Source organism: Amycolatopsis sp. GA6-003 (assembly GCF_046267895.1).
In the GTDB taxonomy this organism is placed as follows: domain Bacteria; phylum Actinomycetota; class Actinomycetes; order Mycobacteriales; family Pseudonocardiaceae; genus Amycolatopsis.
Window position 1 is genome coordinate 1,748,044 of the sequence record NZ_CP176499.1, and the last position, 20,761, is coordinate 1,768,804.

19 protein-coding genes are annotated in these 20,761 nt (G+C 70.0%); 4 read left to right on the forward strand and 15 right to left on the reverse strand.

The features are described 5' to 3' along the window. Positions 1 to 154: 154 nt before the first annotated feature. From F9C12_RS07380 to F9C12_RS07425, 10 genes are all read right to left on the reverse strand, one after another. Positions 155 to 784, reverse strand: coding sequence for a flavin reductase family protein (locus F9C12_RS07380; RefSeq protein ID WP_409465290.1), 630 nt, complete (start codon positions 782 to 784; stop codon positions 155 to 157). Between the two features lie 6 nt (positions 785 to 790). Beyond that, positions 791 to 2,413: an amidohydrolase gene (locus F9C12_RS07385; protein ID WP_409465291.1), complete on the reverse strand. Its 1,623-nt coding sequence runs from the start codon at positions 2,411 to 2,413 to the stop codon at positions 791 to 793. Then, on the reverse strand, positions 2,410 to 3,435 hold the full coding sequence (locus F9C12_RS07390; RefSeq protein ID WP_409181239.1) for an ABC transporter ATP-binding protein: 1,026 nt from the start codon (positions 3,433 to 3,435) through the stop codon (positions 2,410 to 2,412). Before F9C12_RS07390 ends, F9C12_RS07385 begins: the two co-directional genes overlap by 4 nt. Beyond that, positions 3,432 to 4,244, reverse strand: coding sequence for an ABC transporter permease (locus tag F9C12_RS07395; protein WP_409465292.1), 813 nt, complete (start codon positions 4,242 to 4,244; stop codon positions 3,432 to 3,434). Before F9C12_RS07395 ends, F9C12_RS07390 begins: the two co-directional genes overlap by 4 nt. Further along, entirely contained in the window at positions 4,237 to 5,118 is an 882-nt protein-coding gene (locus F9C12_RS07400) for an ABC transporter permease (RefSeq protein ID WP_409187024.1), read from the reverse strand. The genes F9C12_RS07395 and F9C12_RS07400 overlap by 8 nt, the downstream gene beginning before the upstream one ends. After that, positions 5,115 to 6,155 carry an extracellular solute-binding protein gene (locus F9C12_RS07405; RefSeq protein WP_409465293.1) on the reverse strand — a complete coding sequence of 347 codons (1,041 nt, stop codon included), beginning with the start codon at positions 6,153 to 6,155 and terminating at the stop codon, positions 5,115 to 5,117. The genes F9C12_RS07400 and F9C12_RS07405 overlap by 4 nt, the downstream gene beginning before the upstream one ends. Positions 6,156 to 6,165: 10 nt before the next feature. Beyond that, entirely contained in the window at positions 6,166 to 7,443 is a 1,278-nt protein-coding gene (locus F9C12_RS07410) for an aspartate aminotransferase family protein (protein WP_409465294.1), read from the reverse strand. A 24-nt stretch (positions 7,444 to 7,467) separates the two neighbouring features. Further along, the gene (locus F9C12_RS07415) at positions 7,468 to 8,907 is read right to left on the reverse strand and encodes an aldehyde dehydrogenase family protein (protein ID WP_409465295.1); all 1,440 of its coding nucleotides are present in this window, start codon (positions 8,905 to 8,907) and stop codon (positions 7,468 to 7,470) included. A gap of 187 nt (positions 8,908 to 9,094) precedes the next feature. Continuing rightward, entirely contained in the window at positions 9,095 to 9,637 is a 543-nt protein-coding gene (locus F9C12_RS07420) for a TetR/AcrR family transcriptional regulator (protein ID WP_409181244.1), read from the reverse strand. 105 nt (positions 9,638 to 9,742) lie between these two features. Next, complete coding sequence (locus tag F9C12_RS07425) at positions 9,743 to 10,033, reverse strand: alkylmercury lyase (RefSeq protein WP_409465296.1); 291 nt, start codon at positions 10,031 to 10,033, stop codon at positions 9,743 to 9,745. A gap of 180 nt (positions 10,034 to 10,213) precedes the next feature. Between F9C12_RS07425 and F9C12_RS07430 the strand changes: the two genes are divergently transcribed. Beyond that, positions 10,214 to 11,350, forward strand: coding sequence for an FAD-dependent oxidoreductase (locus tag F9C12_RS07430; RefSeq protein WP_409465297.1), 1,137 nt, complete (start codon positions 10,214 to 10,216; stop codon positions 11,348 to 11,350). Here the strand turns inward: F9C12_RS07430 and F9C12_RS07435 are convergent. The 4 genes from F9C12_RS07435 to F9C12_RS07450 are packed head-to-tail and all read right to left on the reverse strand — an operon-like array spanning position 11,337 to position 14,660. Beyond that, complete coding sequence (locus F9C12_RS07435) at positions 11,337 to 12,275, reverse strand: GNAT family N-acetyltransferase (RefSeq protein ID WP_409465298.1); 939 nt, start codon at positions 12,273 to 12,275, stop codon at positions 11,337 to 11,339. The two genes, F9C12_RS07430 and F9C12_RS07435, sit on opposite strands and share 14 nt — an antisense overlap. A 12-nt stretch (positions 12,276 to 12,287) precedes the next feature. Continuing rightward, a complete protein-coding gene (locus F9C12_RS07440) occupies positions 12,288 to 12,941 on the reverse strand; it encodes an aspartate/glutamate racemase family protein (RefSeq protein WP_409465299.1) in 654 nt (217 codons plus the stop codon). A gap of 20 nt (positions 12,942 to 12,961) precedes the next feature. Further along, positions 12,962 to 13,966, reverse strand: a complete 1,005-nt coding sequence (locus F9C12_RS07445) for a D-cysteine desulfhydrase (RefSeq protein ID WP_409465300.1) — start codon at positions 13,964 to 13,966, stop codon at positions 12,962 to 12,964. Between the two features lie 37 nt (positions 13,967 to 14,003). Continuing rightward, complete coding sequence (locus F9C12_RS07450) at positions 14,004 to 14,660, reverse strand: IclR family transcriptional regulator (RefSeq protein WP_409181250.1); 657 nt, start codon at positions 14,658 to 14,660, stop codon at positions 14,004 to 14,006. Between the two features lie 137 nt (positions 14,661 to 14,797). Here F9C12_RS07450 and F9C12_RS07455 point away from each other — a divergent pair, with 137 nt between their 5' ends. Further along, a complete protein-coding gene (locus tag F9C12_RS07455) occupies positions 14,798 to 16,678 on the forward strand; it encodes an FAD-binding monooxygenase (RefSeq protein WP_409465301.1) in 1,881 nt (626 codons plus the stop codon). Positions 16,679 to 16,720: 42 nt separating this feature from the next. On the opposite strand, the gene F9C12_RS07460 is transcribed toward F9C12_RS07455, so the two are convergent. After that, positions 16,721 to 17,875: an epoxide hydrolase family protein gene (locus tag F9C12_RS07460; protein WP_409465302.1), complete on the reverse strand. Its 1,155-nt coding sequence runs from the start codon at positions 17,873 to 17,875 to the stop codon at positions 16,721 to 16,723. Between the two features lie 82 nt (positions 17,876 to 17,957). On the opposite strand from F9C12_RS07460, the gene F9C12_RS07465 reads away from it, so the two are divergent. Both F9C12_RS07465 and F9C12_RS07470 read left to right on the forward strand, forming a co-directional pair. Continuing rightward, a complete protein-coding gene (locus tag F9C12_RS07465; protein ID WP_409465303.1) occupies positions 17,958 to 18,521 on the forward strand; it encodes a CGNR zinc finger domain-containing protein in 564 nt (187 codons plus the stop codon). Positions 18,522 to 18,628: 107 nt separating this feature from the next. Further along, entirely contained in the window at positions 18,629 to 20,740 is a 2,112-nt protein-coding gene (locus F9C12_RS07470) for a 2Fe-2S iron-sulfur cluster-binding protein (RefSeq protein WP_409465304.1), read from the forward strand. The last annotated feature ends 21 nt before the right edge of the window (positions 20,741 to 20,761 follow it).

A 20,761-nucleotide genomic window follows, 5' to 3' on the forward strand; every position in this document is an offset into this window, starting at 1 on the left:
ATCCCGCGACCAGTCCCGGTTGCGGCCTCCGCGCGGTCACCGCGGGCAAGTTCAACCCGCGCTGCAAGGAATACCAGGGCTACCTCGACCCCGGCGGCCCCGGCCGGCCGAGGACCTCCGGCGAAGTCCAGCGCGAATCGGCCTGCCGGCAGGGTCAGCTGCCCGCGTCCGAGTGCTGACCTCGGGCCAGGAACTCCTCCGGAGCGGGAATCGGCACCCGCACCCAGTTGTCCACCCGGGTGAACGTCGCGCCGCCCATGCGGCCCACCGGGTGGTACACGTCCTGGTCCAGCCTGCCGTCCGGGCGCAGCAGGCGGTCGTCCACCGCTACTCCGACCACCTCGCCGAACACCAGGTGCGCGCCGCGGAATTCCTCGATCTTCACCAGCGTGCACTCCAGGGTCGGGCCCGCCCCCGCGGGATGCGGCACGGCGATCCGCACCCCGGGCGTCCACGACAACCCGACCTGTTCCGCTTCGTCCACTGAGGAGTCCACTGTGGACGCAGTGCGCGCGACCAACTCCTCCTGGCCGCTCAGCGCTATCGTGATCGCGAACTCGCCCCGCGCCTCAACGTTGGCCAGAGTGTCCTTTGTCGCTTCCGAAATCGAGAAGACCACCGTCGGCGGGTCCATCGTCAGCGGCGCGAAGTAGCTGAACGGCGCGAGATTCCGCACGCCCTCGCCGTCCACCGTGCTGACCCACGCGATCGGCCGCGGCACGACGGCGTTCTTCACCATCCACACGAAAGCGCCGCGGTCGGCGTCCGTATTGCTGCTGTACACGAAACCTCACTCTGTCACGATCCGTCCCCCGAGCACAGTCAGATCCGACCGTACGCTCAGCAACTCCGCCTCCGCCGCGGTGACCGGATCGTGGGCAAAAACCGCCAGGTCGGCGAGGGAGCCGACGCGGAGAGTGCCCTTGGCGTCCTCCGCGTGTTCCAGCCACGCCGGGCCGGTGGTCCACAACCGCAGCGCTTCCTCCCTGGTGAGCGGGCTGGCCACCGCGGCGTAGGCGTTCGGCCCGGGCGAACCGGTGAAGGTGGCCACGCCGCGGCGCCAGTCCGGCACGGTCACCGGGGCGTCCGAGCTGTCGGCGACCACCACGCCGTGGTCCAGCAGGGCTCGCGCGGGGAACGCGTCGGCCCAGCGAGCCTCGCCCAGCACCCGGACCATCGACGGGCCGCTGTAGGTCCGCATCAGCGAGCTGGTGATGACTCCGATCCCGGACCGCGCCAGGCGGGAGAGCACCGCGGCGGACAGGAAGGTGCCGTGAATCAGCGCGTGCCGGGCGGCTGGCCAAGGGTCGGCCGCCTGGGCCGCCTCGATCGCGTCGACTACCGCGTCCGCGGCTCGGTCGCCGGTCACGTGGACCTGCACCCGCACCCGGCGCACGTGCGCGACCCGGATCAGTTCGTGCAGCTCACGGACCCGCGCCTCGTCGTCCGGGCCGAAGGTCACCAGGCTTCCGTGCCCGCCGGACGGGTACGCCGAGTGCATCCACGCGGTGCAGTGCGTCGGCACCCCGTCGGCGAACAGCTTGATGCCGCCGATCCGCAGCAGGTCGTCGCCGACGGAAAAGTCCGTCTCGTCCAGCAGCTGCGCCAGCGAAGCGGCCGAAGTCGCCGGCGACGGCCAGTTCCAGTGCAGCAGCGCGGTGATCCGCATCCGCAGCCGGCCGGCGGCGTGCAGGTCGCGGTAGTCCTGCCACAGGTCCGGCGGGACGATCGGGTCGGTCACGCTCGTCATCCCGAGCGCGTTCAGCCGTTCCATGCCGCGCACGATCGAATCCAGCCGGACGGACCGGCTCGGCTGCGGCACCAGCGAAGCGACCAGTTCCTGCGCGCTCTCCACGAGCACGCCGGTCGGCTCCCCGGCGGCGTCCCGGACGATCTCCCCGGCTTCCGGATCCGGGGTCGCGGCAGTGATTCCGGCACCGGCGAGCGCCGCGCTGTTCGCCCACACCTCGTGGGACGACGCGTGATGCAGCACCGTCGGTTTCGAGCCGGTCACCCCGTCGAGCCAGGCGCGGGTCGGCGCCGCTCGACCGTCGGCGAACTCGGCGATCGTCGTTTCCCGCCAGCCGCGGCCGACGATCCACTCCCCCGGCGGCGCGTCCGCCAGCGCACGGGCTAGCGAAGCCAGGTCCGAGACGGCGGAAAGGTCCACGCAGAACTCCGGACCGGCGGCCGCGTGGAAGGCCAGGTGCAGATGCGCGTCGTTCAGTCCAGGCAGGACAGTCCGGCCGGCCAGCTCGACGACCCGTGCGTCCGGCGCCGCGGCGGCGGAAACTGTCTGGTCGTCGCCGACCGCGGCGACGCGGCCGTCCGAGACCAGCACCGCGGAAACCGTTCCGACCACGGGGTCGAAAGTCCGGACTACCCCGCCGCGCAGCAGCAGATCCTCAGTCATACCGCCGCCAATTCCGGAACGTCGCCGCTCGGCACCACGGCCTGATGCTCCGGATGCCACGCGACGATCACCTCGTCCCCCGGCCGATGGTCGTGCGCGACCCCGGCCGACAGCACCGCGCAACCGCGGGCACCGTCGGAGTACCGCAACCAGATCCGCGTGTGATCCCCGACGTACACGATGTCGGTCACCCGCGCGCTCGCCCGCTGGTGTCCACTCGGGACTGGATCCGCGGAAGTGTGCAGGGTCAATCGTTCCGGCCGCACGATCGTCACCTCCCCCGGCGTGAGCGACAACGCGTTGGACTCCCCTACGAATTGCGCGACGAACAACGTTTTCGGCCGCTCGTACAATTCCTCCGGCGTACCGACCTGTTCGATCCGGCCGTCGTTGAACACCGCGATCCGGTCCGACAAGGTAAGCGCCTCCTGCTGATCGTGCGTCACGAAGAGGAACGTCATTCCCAATTCCCGGTGCATCCGGGCGATTTCGCGCTGCAGCTGGTCGCGCAGTTTCTTGTCCAGCGCGCCCAGCGGCTCGTCCATCAGCAGCGCGCGCGGTTCGTACACCACCGCCCGCGCCAAGGCGACCCGTTGCTGCTGACCGCCGGAAAGCTGACGCGGCAACCGGTCCCGCACCGCGGTGAGCCCGACCAGTTCCAGCACCTCGTCCACCCGCCGCGCGATCTCCGGTTTCGGCACCTTGCGCTGGGTCAGTCCAAAAGCGACATTGCGCGCCACCGACAGGTGCGGAAACAGCGCGTACTGCTGGAAAACCACGCCGAGATTCCGCCGGTGCGGTTTGAGCCGGGAGATCTCCTGACCGTCCACAGTGATCGATCCGGACGTGAGCGGGGTGAACCCGGCGATCATCGACAGCATGGTCGTCTTGCCCGAACCGGACGGGCCGAGGAAGGTCATGAACTCGCCGTCGGCGATGTGCAGCGAAACGTCGTCCACGGCGGGCCGGTCGACGCCGGGATAGGCCTTCGTCACGTGTGCGGTCGCGATTCCGTCAGTCATGAGTGCTCTTTTCGGCGCAGAACAGCGGGGACGAACAGCAGAAGGGTGGTGAACACGACGATCAGGCTCGACGCGGCGGCGATCGTCGGGTCGATTTCCAGCACGATCGATTCGTACATTTTCACCGGCAGCGTCTTGATCGCGGGCGTCTGCAGGAACAGCGCGACCACGACCTCGTCGAACGACGTGGCGAAGGCGAACACGAATCCGGACAGCACGCCGGGCGCGATGATCGGGAGCACGACCTTGCGCAGCGTCGTGAGCCGGGGCGCGCCGAGGCTGGCCGCGGCTTTCTCCATGGTCGGGTCGTACCCGGCCAGGCTCGTCCGCACGGACGTGAGCACGAACGGCAGCCCCAGCACCGCGTGCGCCAGCACGAAACCGAGCATCGTGCCGTTCAGCTGCCAGCGCAGGAAAACCCCGTAGATCGCGACCGCCACCACGATGCCGGGCAGGATCATCGGAGCCATCAGCAGCTGCCTCACGACGCCCCCGCGCATCCGGTCGAGCGCCAGCGCGGCCGCCACGCCGAGCACCGTCGCCAGCGCCGCCGCGAGCAGGCCGACTTGCACGGAATTCGCCAGCGCGGCCAGCCATTGCTTGCTGGTGAAGAACTCCGCGTACCAGTGCCACGACCAGTCCTTCGGCGGGAACTCGAACGTCGAGCCCGCGCCGAAGCTCATCGGGATCACCACGAGCGTCGGCGCGACGAGCACGAACGCGACGAGGACGACCCACACCCGCAAGCCCCAGCCGAGGCTGCGCTGCCGCACCGCGGCGGCCCTGCTGATGGACGGCTTGTCAGCCACGGCCGGCACCTCCGGCCGCACTGGTGCCCAGCGGCGCGGCCACGCGGCTGAGCACGGCGAGCACCACGAGCGTGACGACCAGCAGGATCGTCCCGAGCGCACCGGCGCCCGCGAAGTCCAGCAGGTCGTTGACCTGGGTGCCGATCACTTGCGCGACCAGCGCCTGCTGCGGCGTGCCGAGCAGCGCCGGGGTGATGTAGAAGCCCAGCGACATGATGAACACCACCGACACCCCGGCCAGCACGCCCGGCATCGACAGCGGCAGGTACACCCGCAGGAACGCCACCGGCCGCCGTGCGCCGAGACTGCCCGCCGCGTGCAGCAGGCTGCGGTCGATGCTCAGCATCGAACTTTGCAGCGGCAGCACCATGAACGGCAGCATCACCTGCACCATCGCGACCGTCACGCCGGCTACCGAACCCAGCAGCACCACGCCGTCGAAGCCGATCGCCGACAGCGCCTTGTCGAGGACGCCACCGCGCTGTTCGAGCACGTACCAGGCGAAGTTGCGTGCCATCAGGCTGGTCCAGAACGGCATCAGCACCAGCAGCGTCAGCACCGACCGCGCGCGGCGGCCGACGAGCGTCATCGCGTACGCGTAGGGGTAGCCGATGACAAGCGTGGCCGCGGTGATGATCAGCGCGGTCCGCAACGTCCGCAGCAGCACCCGGAGCTGCACCTCGTCGCCCAGCACCGCCAGGTAGTTGCCGATCCCGAACGACGGTTCGGTGAAGCTGCGCCACAGGATCACGGCCAGCGGGTAGAAGAAGAACACCAGCACCACCGCCGCGGCGGGCAGCAGCAGCCACGAGGTCCGCCGTTTTCCGGACCCGGCCCGCGGCACGGCCGGGGGTCTCGTCGCCGCGGCGGTCATCCGGTCGTCCAATCCGACCACGCCTTCACCAGCGCGGGCCGGTTCGCCGCCCAATAACGCACGTTGCTGAGCACTCGCAAGTCCTCCTTGCCCTCGCCCCAGATGTCGAGCTGGCGGCCGATCTCCGAACGGGCGGCGGGGGCGGCCGTGTTGGCCGGCCCGACGCCCGCCCGCGCGGCGAAGTCCGCCGCTTGCGCCGGTTGCGAGGCGAAGCGGATGAGTTTCTTCGCCTCCTCGGCGCGTGCCGTCCCCTTCGGCACCACCAAGACATCCCAGGTCACTGGCACTGGGATGTCAGGCACCACCTTCCAGTTCGTCGCCCCCGCCTTGAGCAGCGAGAACGCCCGGGCGCTGACAATCAGCGCCAGATCCGCCTGCCCGCCGGCCATGCGCTGCTGCTGGTCGCCGTACGTGCTGCTGATGGACAGCTGCGGCCGGATCCGGTCGTACATCCGCAGCGCTCGGCGCAGGTCCAGCGGATACAGCCGGTCTCGCGGCACGCCGTCGGCCAGCAGCGCGGCCTCGATGGTGCCGACGCTCGGATCGCCGCCGTAGATGATGCGGCGGCCGGGGAACTGCTCGGGGTCGAAGAAATCCGCGAGTTTCGTCGGCGGATGCTGGCCGTAGACCTTGGAGTCGTACATCAGCATCATGCCGAAGAAGGCGTCCGGCACTCCGCAGTCGGTGAGCGAGCCTTCCGGGAACCCGGCGGCCTGCGCCCCCATGTCGATGGGCTCCAGGAGGCTCCCGCACACCGCGGCGGCCGCGGACGCGTCGGTGTCGACGACGTCCCAGGTCACCTTCCCCGCCTCGACCATGGCCTTGAGCTTGGCGTTGCTCGACGGGCCGTCGAGGGTGACCGTGGTCCCGGTCCTCTGCTCGTACGGGTCGAGCCACGCCGCGCGCTGGCCCGCCTGGTACGCGCCTTGGCCGTAGGAAACGAACACGAGCGAGTTCGGGCCGCCCTCGGAAATCGCGCAGCCGGCGGTGGCGAGCAGAAGCGCGGCGGACAACAGCGTCGGCATCCGGCGTCTCATGGCTCCTCCGTCAGCTCGCCGCGGCCGCGACGTGCTTGCCCAGCACGTCGGCCAGCGTGTCGATCTGGTCCTCGGTGATCACCAGCGGCGGGGACAGCACGATGCTGGTCCCGGACGCGCGGACCACCACGCCGTCCGCGCGGCAGCCCGCCTGCACCGGCGCGGTGGGCCGGTCCGCGAACTCGATGCCGAGCATCAGGCCGACGCCGCGGACCTCGCGCACGTGCGGCAGTTCGGCGAGCGGATCGAGCCGCGCGCGCAGCCGGGCGCCGAGGACGGTGGCGCGTTCGAGCAGGTTCTCCTTTTCGATCAGGTCGAGATTCGCCAGCGCGACCGCCGCGCCGACCGGGTGGCCGTTGTAGGTGAAGCCGTGCAGGAACGTCGCGCCTTCGGCGAGTTCGAGCACCCTCCGTCCAATGAGGACCGCACCCATCGGAATGTACCCGCTGGTGAGCCCCTTAGCGGTGACGATCATGTCCGGTTCGACGCCGAAATGCTCGCTGCCGAACCAATGCCCGGTGCGGCCGAACGCGGTCACGATCTCGTCCACGATGAGCAGAATCCCGTACCGGCGCAGCACTTCCTGCACGCGTGGCCAGTAACCCTCGGGCGGCGGCACCATTCCGCCGACGCCGAGCACCGGCTCCCCGATGAACGCGGCGATCCGATGTGGACCGATCTCCTCGATGCGCTTTTCCAATTCTGCCACCAGCAGTTCGGTCGCGTTGGGACCGTGCTCGAGGCCGTGCGGTTTGCCGAGCCATTCGACGTCCGGCAGCAGCGGACCGTATCCGGCACGCAGGCCCTCGATCCCGGTCGCGGCCAGCGACGCGCCTCCCATGCCGTGGTAGCCGCCGTGCCGGGCCAGCACCACGGTGCGTTCCGGCGAGCCCGCGTGGTGGAAGGCGAGCCGGGCGAGTTTGATCGCGGTTTCGTTGCCCTCCGAACCGCCGTTGGTGAGGAAAACGCGCTCCAGCCCGGCCGGGGCGAGCGACAGCAGGCGTTCGGCGAGGCGGATCGACGGCGCGTTGGAGTAGTCGCCGAAGGACGAGTAGAACTCCAGTTTGCGGATCTGTTCGGCGGCGACCTCGGCGAGTTCGGTGCGGCCGTGGCCGACCGGGCATTGCCAGAGGCCGCAGGTGCCGTCGAGGTATTGCTTGCCGTCGGTGTCCCACAGCAGCGCGCCTTCGCCGCGGTCGAGGACGAGTGGTTCGGCCGGGTCGCCGATGACGGTGTGCGGATGGATGAGGGCGCGCCGGTCGGCGGCGGCGAGTTCGGCGGTGGTCAATGCGGATTCCTTTCGGGGAGCGGTTCAGAACCGCAGAGCGACGGCTTTGGTCTCGGTGTAGGCCTCGATGCCTTCGGCCCCGCCTTCGCGTTCCTGGCCGGAGTTCTTCTGGCCGCCGAACGGAAGTTCCGGACGCACGGGTGCCGGGTCGTTGACACCGAACACGCCGAAATCGAGCCGGTCGAGCGTGCGCCAGATGCGGCGCAGATCGGTGCCGAACACGTAGGCGGCGAGGCCGTAATCGGTGGAATTGGCCAATTCGACGGCTTCGTCGTCGGTGCGGAAGTCCGATACCGCGAGCACCGGGCCGAACGTTTCCTCATGGCTGATGAGCATGTCCGGCGTGACGTCGGCCAGCACCGTGGGCTCGAAGAAATGGCCCGGCAGCGCGGAATCCGACCATCGGCGGCCGCCGACGAGCACGCGCGCGCCCTTGCCGACCGCGTCCGCGACCTGGTTCTCCACCTTCGCCAGCCCGGCCTCGTCGATCAACGGCCCGACATCGGTGCCCTCGGAGTCGCCCCGGCCGACCTTCAGCGCGGCGGTTTTCTTTTCGATCAAGGAAAGCAGGTCGTCGCGGACGCTTTCGTGAACGTACAACCGGTTCACCGCCGTGCAGCTCTGCCCGGCGTTGAAGAACTTCCCGGCGACGACGCCCGCCGCGGCCGCTTCGAGATCGGCGTCCTCGAACACGATCGCCGGGGAATGCCCGCCCATTTCGAGCGACGTGCGGCGGAGAATGTCGCCGGTCTGGCGCAGCAGGCCCAGCCCGACCTCGGTGGAACCGGTGAAACTGACCTTGCGCAGCCGCCGGTCGGCCAGCAGTTCCCCGACGAGTTCGGCGGGCCGCGTGGTGGTCAGCGACTGCAGCACGCCGTCCGGCAATCCGGTGTCCTGCACGATTTCCAGCAGCGCGGTGGCGATCAGCGGGGTTTGCTCGGCCGGTTTCGCGAGGACCGGGCAGCCCGCCGCGAGCGCGAGGCCGACCTTGCGGATCAGCATGCTGGCCGGGAAGTTCCACGGCGTGATCGCGAGCACCGGGCCGACCGGCGCGCGCAGCACGAGCCCCGGGCCGGCCGCGTTCGCCGGGGTGACCCGCCCGTACGCGCGGCGGCCCTCCTCCGCCGCCCACTCCAGCATCCGGGCGGCTCCGGCGAGTTCGCCGTTCGCCTCGGCGAGCGGTTTCCCGTTCTCGCGGCTCAGCAACGCGGCCAGTTCGCTTTGCCGCGCGCGGATTCCGGCGGCCGCGGCGCGCAGGTGGCCGCTGCGGGTCTCCGGATCGGTGTCCGCCCAGCCCCGGGCGGCGCGCGCGGCCGCGGCCAGTGCGTCCCGCGCCTGCCCGGGCCCCGCGTCGGCGGCCTGGCCGAGGACGGCGAGGCTCGCGGGGTCGACGACGTCGAAGGTCGCCGGGGCGGACTGCCAGCGGCCGTCGATCAGCAACGTCGCGGCGGCGGTGTCGGGCATCGGTGCGCCTTTCGGTTCGGCGGGTTCGGGGATGCGCCGAGTGTGCCCCCGGGTGTTGATTAAGTCAACACCTTGAGCGGCCGGGAAATTCCGAAAAGGACAGTGGGAAGATCTTGCCGCGCAACAGCATCCGGCAACACTTCGACCCCGGCCGCGCCGTGCGCGACCGGGGTGCGGCGAGGTTCGGTTACCGCGCGGCCGCGAGCAGGCCGCGCAGGGCTTCGAGCGCCGGGCCCGGATCGACGTCCGGATCCGCCGCCTGGTGCAGGAACATTCCGTCGAGGGCGTAGAACACGAGCTGGGCCAGCCCGCCGCCGGCTGACAGCTCCTTGCCGACCGCGGCGAGATAGCCGTCGTAGAGCCGCCGCACGACCGGCCGCAATTCGGGCCGCCGCGCCGCCTCCACGACTAGCTGGTACTGGAACACTTGCAGGTCCGCGCTGTCCCGGAACCGCTGGCGCACCTCGGGACCGTCCGCGTAGACGCCGGTGCGGGCGCCGATCAGGCCGTTTTCCGCGCTTTCCTCCAGCACCAGGTCCAAAGAGGACTGGAGGAGGTCGTCGATCGAGGAGAAATGGTGCTGGACCGCGCCGGTGGTGCAGCCCGCCGCCCGGGCGACCGCCCGGTAGGTGAGACCGCGCAGCCCTTCCGAAGCGACCACGCCGACCGCCGCCCGGCGCAGGGCGAGCTTCGTCCCGGCCGGGTCGTCCGGGGTTCCGGACCGGCTCATCCGCACCTCCTCGGCCGAAGTCGTACCGACCCTACATTACATCTGTAATGTAGACCAGAGCGACGAGTGCCGCGAAGACAACTCGCGGACCGCGCCGGCTTCCGGTCAGGCTTCCACGGCGGCAGCGGACAGCGCGGCGAGCACCCGCTCCCGGGTCGGCACGTCGAGCCGGCACGCGGCTCCCGCGACCGATTCGGCCGTTCCCATCACGTCCACCCCGTCGACCAGGATCGTCGGAGAGCGGTACCGGCCGACGCGTTCGACCACCGCGGCCTCGAGGCCGCTCGCGGCGAGGCATTCGGCGACCAGCGCCCGCGCCGCCTCGGCGTTCGGGCAGTCCGGGGCGGTCAGCAGGTCCACCCGCGGCCCGCGGATCTCCGGACCGGTCGCGCACATGCTTCCAGGCTATGCGGAAATCGGTCCTTGACAATCCGCTTCCGGAAAAAGCTAGGGTGGCCCAGGACGTCGAAAGCCACGGCCCGGTGGGTAGTCCGGGCGGCGCGTCGCGCTCGTACCCGCACCTCTCCGGTGCGTCCAGCACGTCCCCGTGTCCCGTATCCAGAAGGGGAATTCGCTGTGCCCGGAAAACTTCGCGTCCTGATCATCGGAGCCGGCGTCGGCGGTCTCGCGCTCGCGCAGGGATTGCACCGCGCCGGGGTTGCCGTGACAGTCTGCGAGCGGGAGATCTCAGCGGCCGGCCGGCGGCAGGGGTATCGCCTGCGGCTCGACCCCGACGGTCTCGACGCCCTCGACCGGCTGCTTCCCGCGCATCTCAGCCAGGCGATCTGGGATGCCAGTTCGACGCCGTCGCGTACCAGCTACCTCACCGGGACGCCGCCGGAGGAACCCGTCGAGCGCAATGTCTCGATCAACCGCCTCACCCTGCGGGAGATCCTCCTGCACGGCCTGGACGACGTCGTCCAGTTCGGCCGCGAGTGCACCGGATACCGCCTGGACGGCGCCGTCACCGCGACCTTCGCCGACGGATCGGCCGCGTCCGCCGACGTCCTGGTCGCCGCCGACGGCGTGAATTCCGTGCTACGCCGGCACTATCTCCCGCACGCCCGCGTGATCGACACCGGCGTGCGCATCCTGTACGGCCGCTTTCCGCTCACCCGCGAGACCGCCGAGCTGATCCCCGACGAATGGTTCGGGCTCTACCGCGGGCTCTTCGGCCCGGACCACCAGCACATCGGCATCGCCCCGGTCCACTCCCGGCGTCCGGCCTCGCTGCCGGGCCTGACCGACACCGGCGACTACGTGATGTGCCTGCTCGCCGCCCGCACCGAACTGCTGCCGTACTCCGACGACGAACTCCGCGCCGCCACCGGGCTCGAGTTGCGGGAGATGACGGTTTCGCTGGCCCGCACGTGGAATCCGCGGGCGAGCGAACTGCTGGCCCTCGCGGACCCCGGGACGGTGTTCCCCATTTTCATGCGCACCAGCGTGCCGATCGAGCCGTGGCCGACGACGCCGGTGACGCTGCTCGGCGACGCGATCCACGCGATGAGCCCCGCGGTCGGCGTCGGCGCGAACATCGCGCTGCGGGACGCCGAGCTGCTCACCAGAAAACTCACCGAGCCTGGCGCCGACCTGCTCCCGGCACTGCGGGAGTACGAGCGAGCGATGATCGACTACGGTTTCGAGGCGGTCCGGAGGTCCGCGAAGTTCGGCGCGATGCGGATGGGCCAGCCGCCGCTCACGCAGGCTTGAGCAGCGGCACGTCCCGCGAGATCTCCCGGAATCCGACGCTGTAGTACAACCCGCGCGCCGCCGGACGTCCCGGCGCGCCGAGGCAAGCGACCGTCGCGTGGGTGGCTCCGGCCGCCCGCGCGCGGTCCATGCCGTGCAGCAGCATCGCGCGGCCCAGCCCGCGCCGCCGGTAGTCCGGATGGGTGCCGACCGGCTCGAATTCGACGGTCTTGTTGGCATCGTCGAGCCACATGATCGTGGACGCCGCCATCGTCCCGTCCGGTGCTTCGACCAGGACGTGCAGGTCGCCGCGATACGCCGGGGTCGCGCGGACGCCCTCGTAGCTCTCCAGCGAGTACGAGCTGGCTTCCCACGCAGCCAGGTGCGCCTGCACGGCTGCCTCCGCTCCGGCTTCGGCAGCGGTGCGGAAGCGGAATCCGTCCGGCAGCACCGGTTTTTCGAGGACATCGAGGGCGCGTTCGTTGAGCTGCGTCCAGGATCCGGTGTCGCCGAGGCCGTCCGGATCGGGCCGGTAGCCGTGTGCCGCCCAGCGTTCCAAGCCGAACTTGTCCGCCGCGCCGGGCAGCACGGTACGTTCGAGGCCGTCGGCGGTGGCGTCAAACCAGCCGATCACCTCGTCCACCAGCTCGGCGTGTTCGGGATGGACCTGATATGCCAGATGCGCGCCGGTGATGTCTTTGACCGACCCGTCGCTGCGCCGCACGCTCCGGGGCAGGTGCGCCCAGCCCCACGCCACCAGGTCGTCCCCGGCGAAGCACAGCCGGCGGACCCAGCTCGCCCCTTGGGCGGCGTGTGCTCTGCCCCAGTTCCAGGCCAGTTCGCCGTAGGACGCGTCGCTGTTGACGAGTTCCGGCCGCACGGCGGTGATCCGCTGCGCGAGACCCTGCATGAGCTGCACATCCGCGGCGGTCAGCAGATCAGTCATGGCCGGACTCTGTCAGCCGGACGGCCGGGCGTCGACCGGTTTTCCCCCGCAGCGGCGGATCATCGCGTCGGCGAGCAGGTCCGTCGGGTCCAGGACTCCGGCCGCCTGCCCCGTCACCAACGGAAGTTCTGTGCACGCCAGCACCGACAACGGCGCGTCGACGTCGGCCAGCGCCCGGTCGAAATGCTCCGCTCCGCCTGCCAGGTCGCCGCGTTTCACCGCCGCGACCGCCGCATCGACGTTCCGCTGCCCCGTTTCGGACGGCACTGCCCAGTCGACGCCGGGCACCCCGCGTTGGTACAGCCCGGCGGCGATCGTCCCGCGAGTGCCGAGCAGCCCGACCGGACCCGTCCGTCCGGCGAGGAACTCCGCGGTTTCCGCGATCATGTCCACGAACGGCACACCGCTCTCGGCCGCCAGCCGGTTCAGGAAGAAATGCGCGGTGTGACACGGAATCGCGATGAGGTTCGCGCCGAGATCGCGCAGTTTTTCCGCTCCGGCGAGCAAAGCCGGATACGGGTCGGTGCTGCCGTCGAGGACCGCCGCCACCCGGTCCGGCACCGTCGGGTCCGCCCAGATCGCCACCCGCAGATGGTCCTGGTCGCGTTCCGCGGCCGTGCGCGCGACGAGTTTCGCGTAGAACTCCGCGGTCGCGGCGGGACCCATGCCGCCGAGGATCCCCGCGATCACGAGAAGGCCGACCGGTAGCCGAACAGTCCGGCGACGCCGCCGGTGTGCACGAACACGACGCGATCGGTCGCGGCGAACCGGCCTTCCGCGATCGCGCCGAGCAAGCCCGCGAAGCCCTTCCCCGAGTACACCGGGTCCAGCAGGATGCCTTCGGTTTCGGCGAGCAGCCGCACCGCGTCCACCATGGACTGGGTCGGCACGCCGTAGCCCTCGCCGACCCAGCGGTCGTCCACCAGCACGTCGTCGCGGAACACCTCGGCGCCGATCAGCTCCGCCGTCCGGCCGGCCAGCGCGTGCACCGCGTCGATCTGCCGCGCTTCCGGCTGCCGCACGCTCACGCCGAGCACCTTCGCCGGGCTGTGCACCGCGCGCAGTCCGGCGACGAGTCCGGCCTGGGTGCCGGTGCTGCCGGTCGCGTGCACGACCCAATCGACCGGGACCGGCGCGGCGTCCAGCTCCAGCGCGCACTGGACGTACCCGAGCGCGCCGATCGGGTTCGAGCCGCCGCCCGGGATCACGTACGGCCGCCGTCCCTCCGCGCGCAGCTTCGCCGCCACGTCTTCCATCGCCGCTGACATATCAGTTCCGGCCGGTACTCGGTCCACGATCTCCGCGCCGAGCAGTTCGTCGAGGAACACGTTGCCGGAATTCTCGTACTCCTCGTCGCGCACCTGGCGTTGTTCCAGCAGCAGTTTGCAGGACAGCCCGGCGCGCGCGGCGGCCGCGGCGGTCTGCCGGGCGTGGTTGGACTGCGTCGCGCCCTGGGTGATCAGCGTGTCGGCACCGCGGGCAAGCGCGTCGCCGACGAGGAATTCCAGCTTGCGCGTTTTGTTGCCGCCGGTCGCCAATCCGGTGCAGTCGTCGCGTTTGATCCAGAGGTCCGGAACGTCGCGGTGGCGTTCGCGCAGCCGCGCAGCGAGCCGGTCCAGCGGTTCCAGCGGGGTCGGGAAGTGTCCGAGCGGGAAGCGGGCGAAGCGCGTCGTCTGTACCACGGTCGCCATCGTGCTTCCCGCGCCCGGCCGCTGTCCACCGCGTCCATTACGGATGCAGTTCGGCCCGGATCACCTCGGCCGACCGCGCCAGCCGCTCCCCGATCGCAGAGATATCAGCCGGGCCGGTCAGATACACCACCGCGAGCGCGGCCGGATGCTGCCCGGGCACCGCGAGCGGCACCGCGATCGACGACAGCCCGGGGATCACCTCGTCATGACTCGTTTCGTACGGCGCCTTCTCCCCGCGCAGCTGCTGCAGGATCGCGCGCCCCGGTGCGCCGTCGGTGATCGGATGCCGGCTGCCCGGCCGCTGCGCCACCGCCGCCGTCGCCTGCCGCGGCTCGACGCTGGCCAGCGTGACGACGGAATCCTCGCCGTCCAGCGTTGCCAGGAACGCCGTCATGCCCAGTTCGTTGGCGAGCACGGTCAGTTCGGGCAGCGCGGTGGACTGCAGATCGCGGGAAACGTTGCGCGCCAACGCCGCCAGCCGCGCACCCAGTTCCAGCTCTCCGTTCGCGCCGCGCACGACCAGGCCGTGGTCCTCGAGCGTGCGCACGATCCGGTAGGTGATCGACCGGTGCAGCCCGAGCCGCGCGGCCAGTTCGCCGATCGACAGCGGCGTATCGGCGTCGGCGAGCACTTCCAGCGCGGTGAGCCCGCGCGACAACGTCTGCGACCCGGCCGCTTGCTTGGCTTCCGTCACGACTCGGTCCTTCCCCGCGGGGTCTTGTGCACCGGAGCGGCCCACCTTAGCATCGATGCACTCAATAATTGAACAACGAATTCTATTATCGAACACGTCGAGGCTTCGCAGTGCTCACAGTGAGGTGAGGAAACCCCATGCAGTTCCACCACCACGGCTACGTTTCCGGCGAACCGCGCGTCCTGCCCGCCGCCGGAACCGGGATCGACCGGCCCGAGGAACTGCCGGACGAGGTCGACGTGCTGATCGTGGGCACCGGCCCCGCGGGCATGATCACCGGCGCGCAGCTGTCCCGGTTCCCGCACGTCACCACGCGCATCGTGGAACGCCGCGGCGGACGGCTCGAGGTCGGGCAGGCGGACGGGATCCAGGCGCGCAGCGTCGAAACGTTCCAGGCCTTCGGCTTCGCGAACCGGATCGTCGAAGAGGCGTACCGGATCACCACCATGTCGTTCTGGAAACCCGATCCCGCCGACCCGAAACGCATCGTCCGCTCGTCGCGCGTGCCCGACGACCCCACCGGGATCAGCGAATTCCCGCACCTCATCGTGAACCAGGCGCGCGTGCAGGACTATTTCGCCGAGTACATGGCCCATTCGCCGAGCCGGATGAAGCCCGATTTCGGCCTGGAATTCCAGTCTCTGGCCATCACCGAGGGCGACGAATACCCGGTGACCGTCACGCTGCGGCACACCACCGGCCCGCGCACCGGCGAGAATCGCGTGGTCCGGGCGAAATACGTGGTCGGCTGCGACGGTGCGCGCAGCGCGGTGCGCGAGGCGATCGGCCGGAAACTCGTCGGCGACCAGGCTTTGCACGCCTGGGGCGTGATGGACGTCCTCGCCGTCACCGATTTCCCGGACATCCGCACGAAATGCGCCATCCAGTCCCACGACGGCGGCAACATCCTGCTGATCCCGCGCGAAGGCGGGTCGCTGTTCCGAATGTACGTCGACCTCGGCGAGGTGTCCGAGGACGATCACGGCGCGGTGCGCAAGACCACGATCGACCAAATCATCGCGCGCGCCAACGCGATCATGCGTCCCTACACTTTGGACGTGAAGAACGTCGCCTGGCACAGCGTGTACGAGGTCGGCCACCGACTCACTGACAAATTCGACGACGTTCCCGTCGGCGAGACCCGGCTGCCGCGTGTCTTCATCACCGGCGACGCCTGCCATACGCACAGCGCGAAAGCCGGGCAGGGCATGAACGTCTCGATGCAGGACGGGTTCAACCTCGGCTGGAAACTCGGCCACGTCCTCGACGGCCGCGGTCCCGCTTCGCTGCTGTCCACCTATTCCGCGGAACGCCAGCTGATCGCGAAAAACCTCATCGACTTCGACAAGGAATGGTCGACGCTGATGGCGGCCCGGCCGGAAGACCTGGCCGATCCGGCGGAACTGGAAGAATTCTACGTGAAGACCTTCGAGTTCCCGTCCGGGTTCATGACGTGCTACCAGCCTTCGGTGCTCATCGCCCGGCCGGACCACCAGGACCTGGCGACCGGTTTCCCGATCGGCAAGCGGTTCAAGTCGGCCCCCGTCATGCGGGTGTGCGACGCGAACGTCATCCACTTAGGACACCACGCCCAGGCCGACGGCCGGTGGCGCGTCTACGTTTTCGCCCCCGCCGCACCCGATTCGGGCGCCGAACTCGCCGAATTCGCCGCGTGGCTGGGCAGCGCGGAGGATTCCCCGGTCGTGGCGCACACGCCGAAGAACCTGGACATCGACGCCTGGTTCGACGTGAAAGTCGTTTACCCGCAACCCTACGAGGAAATCGATCTCGGCGAGGTCCCGGAGATCTTCCTCCCCCGCACCGGCCCCTTCTCGCTGATCGACTACGAAAAGGTGTACGCGGCGGATCCGGCGGACGACATCTTCGCGGCCCGCGGCATTTCGCCCGGCGGCGCGGTCGTGGTGGTCCGGCCGGACCAGTACGTCGCGAACGTCCTTCCCCTCGCCGCGACCGCCGAACTCGCCGCGTTCTTCGCCCCGATCTTCGCCGCCGGATAGCCGGGAGGGGAACCCGGAGGAAATCCGGGGCCCGTGCCCCGGTCACGCCCGCAGCACCACGGCGAGCCCCTCCCGCAGGTCCCGCACGAAGTACTCCGGGACCTCCAGCGACGGGAAATGCCCGCCCCGTTCCGGCTCCCGCCACCGGACGATCTGCCGGAACCGCTCCCGCGCCCAGGGCCGGGGGGTCTTCTCGGTGTCGCGGGGATACATGCTGACCGCCGCCGGGACGTCCACCCGCAGCTCCGGATCCAGCGAATTGTGGCTCTCGTAGTAAATCCGGGCCGCGGACGCCCCGGACCGCGTCAGCCAATACAGCGTCACGTCGTCCAGGACGCGATCCCGGGAAATGGTCTCGAACGGACTGTCCTCGGTGTCCGACCACTCCGCGAACTTGTCCACGATCCAGGCGAGCAGCCCCACCGGCGAATCGACCAGCGAGTACCCGATGGTCTGCGGACGCGTCGCCTGCTGTTTCGCATACGCCGCGCGATGCCGCCAGAAATGCCGGGTCTCCTCGGCCCACCTGCGCTCGTCCGCCGTCAGCCCGTCCGCCGGCAATCCGGGCGGGCCTTCGGCGAACAACGTGTGGACACCGATCACCCGCTCCGGAAACCGGCCGGCGAGAATCGTGGTGATATTGCCGCCCCAGTCGCCGCCGTGCGCCAGGAACCTCCGATAGCCGAGCCGATCCATCAGTTCCGCCCACGCGGCCGCGATCTTCTCCGTTCCCCATCCCGTCGCGGCCGGTTTGTCGCTGTATCCGAAACCTGGCAAAGACGGAATCACGACGTGGAAGGCCGGCGCGCCGGCCTCGTCCGGATCCGCCAATTCGTCGACGACGTCCACGAACTCCGCGACGCTTCCCGGCCACCCGTGCGTCAGGATCAGCGGTGTGGCGTCGGCGCGCGGGGATCGGCGGTGCAGGAAGTGGATGCCCAGGCCGTCGATGACGGTCCGGAACTGGCCGATCCGGTCGAGCCGCTCTTCGAACGAACGCCAGTCGTACCCGGTGCGCCAGTAGTGCACGAGATCGACCAGGTCGGCGAGCGGAATGCCCTGGCCCCATCGCTGGTCGGCGGGCACCGTTTCGGCTTCCGGAAGCCTCGCCGCGGCCAGCCGCGCCCGCAGATCCTCGAGGTCGGCGTCCGTCGCGCGGGCTTGGAACGGTTCTACGTCGCTGGTCAGGCGGGTCATGAATCCTCCTCCGGGAGTTGGAACCGGCTTAGCCGGTTCTAGCAGGCCCACGCGGCCGAGCGCAACCGGCTAAGCTGGTTCCATGCCTGCCGCGTTCCCCGACTTCCGCCTCGGCACCGTGCTCGCGACCAGCTTCACGGCGACCCTGACCGAGCGTCGCGGCGATCCCGTCGAGCGCATTCCCACCCCGCAGCGGCTCGCCGACTGGCTGGCAGTGAGCGGCCTCGCCGTGCACTCCTGCACCACCGGACAGCTCGAACTCGCCCGGGAACTGCGGGAGTCGATCCACGCCGCCGCGACCGCGGCCGCGCTCCAGGAACCCCTCCCCGCGTCCGCGGTCCAGGTGATCAATGCCCGCAGCGCGCAAGGCCGGGCCGCGGCCGTCCTGACGCCCGACGGCGAACGGCGCTGGCAGCTCGGCCCGGCCACCGCGGTGGAAGACGCGCTCGGCGTGATCGCCGCCGACGCGATCGAGATCATCTCGGGCGAACGCGACGGAAAGCTGGCGCTGTGCGCCTCGCCGACCTGCCGAGCCGCCTTCTTCGACACCAGCCAGAGCCGCACCCGCAGGTGGTGCGACATGAACACGTGCGGCAACCGGCAGAAGAAAGCGCGCTTCAACGCGAACCGCGCGGCGGCGAAGTGACCCGCCGAATGCGAGCAGCCACCGGGGCCGATCCCCGCTGAACACTGGTTTCGCGCGGCCGGAAAAGCGAGTAGCCAAATACCCGAGCTAAAGCTCACAATATAGCCATGACCAGCGCAAACACGGCGACCACCGCGCGCCGGACGACCACTGTCGAGGAGCTGGAAGCGGTCATCGGCCGTCCCGGCGCGGCGATCAAGCTGAAGCAGCTCGACTGGCTCGACGAAGGCTGCGAAACGATCCTGGCGCACTCCCCGTTCGCCGGCTGCGGCTACCGGACCGCAGCCGGCGCCCGGCACAGCACGTTCGTCGGCGGCGTACCCGGCTTCCTGCGCGTCCGCTCCCCTAAGCAGGTTTCCTTCGAGTTGCCCGCCAACGCGCCGGAACCGGCGATCGGCCACGGCATTTCGTTCGTGGTCCTGCTTCCCGGCGTCGGCGAAACCCTGCGGCTCAACGGAACCGTCACCGCGACAGATGGCCGCGAAACCGTAGTAAAAGTGCAGGAGACCTACATCCACTGTGGACGTGCCGTCTTCCGCTCCCGGCTCTGGCAACCGCGCCCAGTGTCCGCCGCCCCGCCGACTCCCGCTCTCGGAGACGGTCCGCTGGCCCGGCCCGACGTCGCCGAGTTCCTGGCCCGCTCCCCGTTCCTGGTCCTCACCACAGGCGACGCGGCGGGCGGAAGCGACACCAGCCCGCGCGGCGACCAGCCCGGCTTCGCGCAGCTCGTCGACGGCCGCACGATCCTGCTGCCGGACCGCAACGGCAACAAACGCGCCGACACCGACCGCAACCTGCTCCAAGACCCGGAACTCGCCCTCGCCGCGCTCGTCCCCGGACGCACCGGCATCCTCCACTTGCGCGGCACCGCCTCCCTCACCGCCGACCCGGCCCTGCTGGAACCCCTTGCCCTGCGCGGAAATCTCCCCCAAGCCGCGTTGCTGATCGACGTGACGCACGCCGAACTGGCGCCCGGCGAAGCCGTCGAACGCTCGCGGCTGTGGCATCCGGAGGCCCACGTCGACCGGGCCGAAGTGCCGGACCTGATGGCGCTGGCGATGAAACAGGCTTCGCTCAACACCGCGGTAGGCGCGTCGTCGGGGTTCTTGTTCAGGCTGCTCGCGAAATTCCCGAAACTGCTCAGATTCGTCATCGACCGGAGTTATCGCAGCCAGCTCCACGCCGAGGGGTACGCCGATTCCGCGCCGGAACTCGAGCGGCGGCTGCGAACCGTGCGGGTCGCCGAAATCCGCCGGGAAACCCCGCAGGCGGTGACCATCGCGCTGGAGGACGGGGCCGCGTTCGATTTCCGTCCCGGCCAGTTTTTCACCTTGATCGCCGATCTCGGCGGCCGTTCGGTGCGCCGCGCCTACTCCGCCTCGTCGGTCCCCGGAAAGAAGCGGCTCGAAGTGACCGTGAAACGGGTCGACGACGGCCGCTTCTCCGCTTATCTGCACGACCGCCTGCGCGTCGGAGACCGGCTGTCGGTGCGCGGCCCGTCCGGTTCGTTCCGCCCCGATCCGCGCGCCGACCTGGTGCTGATCGCCGCGGGCAGCGGAATCACGCCGATGATGAGCATTGTCCGCACGCGGCTGTCCCGGCCGGGGCGCAGCCGGATTTCGCTGCTGTACGCGAACCGGTCTCCGGAAGAAACCATCTTCGCCGCTCAACTGGCCCGTTTGCGGCGGCGGCATCCGCGCCGGTTGCGGATCACGCACGTACTGTCGCGTCCGGACTCGAGCTGGACCGGCGAACGCGGCCGGATCGACGCGGACCTGCTGCGCCGCTGGCTGGCCGACGCTTCCCCGACCGCCGAGTACTGCGTGTGCGGTCCGGAACCGGTGCTGGCCGCGGCCCGTGCGGTGGTCGCCGAACTGGGCGTGCCGGACGGGCGCTTCCACGAGGAGCGCTACACCAGCGGCGCTTTCGACCCGGCGGAAATGAGCGCCGAACCGCGGGAAATGGTCGTGGAGAACGTCGGCGCGGCGACGGTGGAACCCGGTGACACGCTGCTCGACGCCGGGCTCGCCGCGGGGCTGCCGATGCCGTACTCGTGCACTGTCGGAAACTGCGGCGAATGCCTGGTTCGGCTGCGCTCCGGGGAGGTCTCGATGAAACAGCCGAATTGCCTCACCCCGCGGCAGCGCGCGGACGGGTACGTGCTCGCCTGCGTCAGCTGCCCGCGTTCCGCGGTGGTGGTCGAGCTGGAAGACGACTGACGCCCGGTTTCCCTGGCTTCC

Excerpts from the sequence above, each read along its gene's own strand:
- F9C12_RS07385 (WP_409465291.1), bottom strand. The coding sequence starts at position 2,413 with ATGACTGAGGATCTGCTGCTGCGCGGCGGGGTAGTCCGGACTTTCGAC.
- F9C12_RS07390 (WP_409181239.1), bottom strand. The coding sequence starts at position 3,435 with ATGACTGACGGAATCGCGACCGCACACGTGACGAAGGCCTATCCCGGC.
- F9C12_RS07400 (WP_409187024.1), bottom strand. The coding sequence starts at position 5,118 with ATGACCGCCGCGGCGACGAGACCCCCGGCCGTGCCGCGGGCCGGGTCC.
- F9C12_RS07405 (WP_409465293.1), bottom strand. The coding sequence starts at position 6,155 with ATGAGACGCCGGATGCCGACGCTGTTGTCCGCCGCGCTTCTGCTCGCC.
- F9C12_RS07415 (WP_409465295.1), bottom strand. The coding sequence starts at position 8,907 with ATGCCCGACACCGCCGCCGCGACGTTGCTGATCGACGGCCGCTGGCAG.
- F9C12_RS07420 (WP_409181244.1), bottom strand. The coding sequence starts at position 9,637 with ATGAGCCGGTCCGGAACCCCGGACGACCCGGCCGGGACGAAGCTCGCC.
- F9C12_RS07425 (WP_409465296.1), bottom strand. The coding sequence starts at position 10,033 with ATGTGCGCGACCGGTCCGGAGATCCGCGGGCCGCGGGTGGACCTGCTG.
- F9C12_RS07435 (WP_409465298.1), bottom strand. The coding sequence starts at position 12,275 with ATGACTGATCTGCTGACCGCCGCGGATGTGCAGCTCATGCAGGGTCTC.
- F9C12_RS07440 (WP_409465299.1), bottom strand. The coding sequence starts at position 12,941 with ATGGGTCCCGCCGCGACCGCGGAGTTCTACGCGAAACTCGTCGCGCGC.
- F9C12_RS07445 (WP_409465300.1), bottom strand. The coding sequence starts at position 13,966 with ATGGCGACCGTGGTACAGACGACGCGCTTCGCCCGCTTCCCGCTCGGA.
- F9C12_RS07455 (WP_409465301.1), top strand. The coding sequence starts at position 14,798 with ATGCAGTTCCACCACCACGGCTACGTTTCCGGCGAACCGCGCGTCCTG.
- F9C12_RS07460 (WP_409465302.1), bottom strand. The coding sequence starts at position 17,875 with ATGACCCGCCTGACCAGCGACGTAGAACCGTTCCAAGCCCGCGCGACG.
- F9C12_RS07465 (WP_409465303.1), top strand. The coding sequence starts at position 17,958 with ATGCCTGCCGCGTTCCCCGACTTCCGCCTCGGCACCGTGCTCGCGACC.
- F9C12_RS07470 (WP_409465304.1), top strand. The coding sequence starts at position 18,629 with ATGACCAGCGCAAACACGGCGACCACCGCGCGCCGGACGACCACTGTC.